Here is a 2,260-nt window from a genome sequence, read left to right as displayed (position 1 = left end):
TTTCGGCCACCCAGCCGTCGGCGGCGATCTCGTAGGCGTCGTCCTGCAGGGTTTCGGCCCAGTAGTCCATCAGGTGCTGATAGAGGTCGTAGGGGTCCAGCAGCGGCGCGGCGAAAAAGCTGTCGAGCAGGGCCTCGCCGGTAGTGGTGATCAGTTCCTTGGGCTGGCCGTCGCGGTCAAAGCCCTTCAGGCGCGGGGTGTTGTCGGTGCGCCACTGGGCGAAGCGTTCGGTGACCTGCGCGCGGAAGGCGGCGAACTCCTCGCGTTCGAGGATGGTCGGCTTGATGGCCGTGGGCTCGACGGCCAGTTCGGCGTAGCCTTCAACGCCATTGTCGCGGAACAGGCTCTGGCGCAGCAACGGGAACACAGCCCAGTAACGGCTGAGGCCCGGGATCGGCGGCGTAGCCGACTCGTCGCCGTCGATGTCCCACTGCGGGATGCCGCCGTTCAGGTGGGCGTGGATGTCGTGCAGGTCCTCGGGTTCACTGCTATCGATGTAGCGCGGCAGGTTGAGGTTGCAGTCGTTCTTCGGATCGGCGATCTCGTCGAAGGGCACCATCCGGGCGAAACGCGGTACATCTACCTGCTTGCCAAAGGTATCGACGATGCGGTGCAGGTCCTGCTCGCGCAGGCGGTTCTTGGGGCCATCTTTGATGAAGCCCCTGGCGGAGTCGATCATGAAAATCCCACGGCGGGCCTGGGCGTTCTCCTTGTCCAGCACCAGAATGCAGGCGGGGATGCCGGTGCCGTAGAAGAGGTTGGCAGGCAGGCCGATAATGCCTTTGAGATAGCCGGAGCGCACCAGTCGCCGGCGGATGGCGGCCTCGGCATGGCCCCGGAGCAGAACGCCATGGGGCAGAATCACCGCACCCTTGCCGCTGCTCTTCATCGATCGAAGGATATGCAGCAGGTAGGCGTAATCGCCCTGCTTCGCCTGGGGCGCGCCCCAGGCGAAGCGCTGGTAGGTGTCGTTCTCCGGCGTAAGGCCAGCGCTCCAGCCCTTATCCGAGAACGGCGGATTGGCCACCACATAGTCGTAAGTGCGCAGCCCCTCGCTGTCCTTGCCTGTCCCTTTGAACTTGGGGTTGGCCAGGGTGTTGCCCTGCACGATGTTGGCGGTGGGGAAGTCGTGCAGGATCATGTTCATGCGGGCGAGACCGGCGGTGGTCACGTCCTTCTCCTGCCCCTCCAGGGTGATGTGCTTGCCTGCCTCGGCGGCGACCTTGAGCAGTAGCGAGCCAGAGCCACAGGTCGGATCGTAGGCAGTGGTGGCGGCCACGGCGGACTCCGGCGAGATGCCGATGACCTGCGCCATGATGCGGCTGACCTCGGACGGCGTGTAGAACTGTCCCTTGCTCTTGCCGCTTTCCGACGCGAAATGCCGCATCAGGTATTCGTAAGCATCGCCGAGGATGTCGTCGTGTTCAGCGCGGTTCTTGGCGAAATCCAGCTCGGGCTTCTGGAAGATAGCGACCAGATTGGTCAGACGATCCACCTTCGCCTTGCCTTCGCCGAGCTTGTTGGGATCGTCGAAGTCCGGGAAGTCGCTGCGTGCCAGGCGGGCGTTGGCGTCGATCAGTGGCTGGATGATCTGGGTGTTGATCTTGTCGCCGATGTCGCTCTTGCCCTTGAGCTGAATCATGTCCTTGAAGCTGGCGCCCTCGGGGATGGCCACCGGCGGGGCGAAGTTATCCGAATCGGCGTACTTGTCCGAGATGTACTTGATGAACAGCATGAACAGGACATAGTCCTTGTACTGCGATGCGTCCATGCCGCCACGCAGCTCGTCGCAACTGGCCCAGAGGGAGGAGTAGAGTTCGGATTTCTTGATCGCCATGATGGGTCGCTTTGTTTCCTGTCAGCAGGAGTGTCTGGCAGCAGATTACGCACCATGGTGAGGCCCTGCCAAGCCAGCAGACACAATAGAAGGCCTGCGGCCTCCCTTCGCCCGGCAGAGCCGGCCTCCCACATTCGTTCCGCCTGCAGTGCGGCTACCAGGTGCTGGTCAGAAGAACAGCCGCCGCAGCGCCTCGCCGGGTTCCGTCTCGCGCATGAAGGCTTCCCCCACCAGGAAGGCGTTGACGTCATGCTCACGCATGCGCAGCACGTCCTCGGGGGTATGGATGCCCGACTCGGTGACCACGGTGACGCCAGAAGGAATGCGCGACAGCAGTTCCAGGGTCGTCTCGAGGCGGGTATCGAAGGTGTGCAGGTCGCGGTTGTTGATGCCTACCAGGGCAATACCGAGCGTCAGCGCCCG

Annotated in this window: 1 protein-coding gene and 1 pseudogene; both read right to left on the bottom strand. The window is 63.2% G+C overall.

Going from position 1 to position 2,260, the window contains the following annotated elements; translation table 11 throughout:
• On the bottom strand, nt 1–1,837 hold a 1,837-nt coding region (locus tag ACESMD_RS12500), incomplete at its 3' end, for an N-6 DNA methylase (protein WP_372613646.1).
• A gap of 168 nt (nt 1,838–2,005) precedes the next feature.
• Nucleotides 2,006–2,260, bottom strand: a pseudogene (gene trpC, locus ACESMD_RS12495) (indole-3-glycerol-phosphate synthase TrpC); the annotation flags it as partial.

This window comes from Halomonas sp. (assembly GCF_041689495.1).
GTDB lineage: Bacteria > Pseudomonadota > Gammaproteobacteria > Pseudomonadales > Halomonadaceae > Halomonas.
The sequence above is the reverse complement of the archived record's forward strand: the minus strand, read 5'-3'. Positions and strand labels throughout refer to the sequence as shown.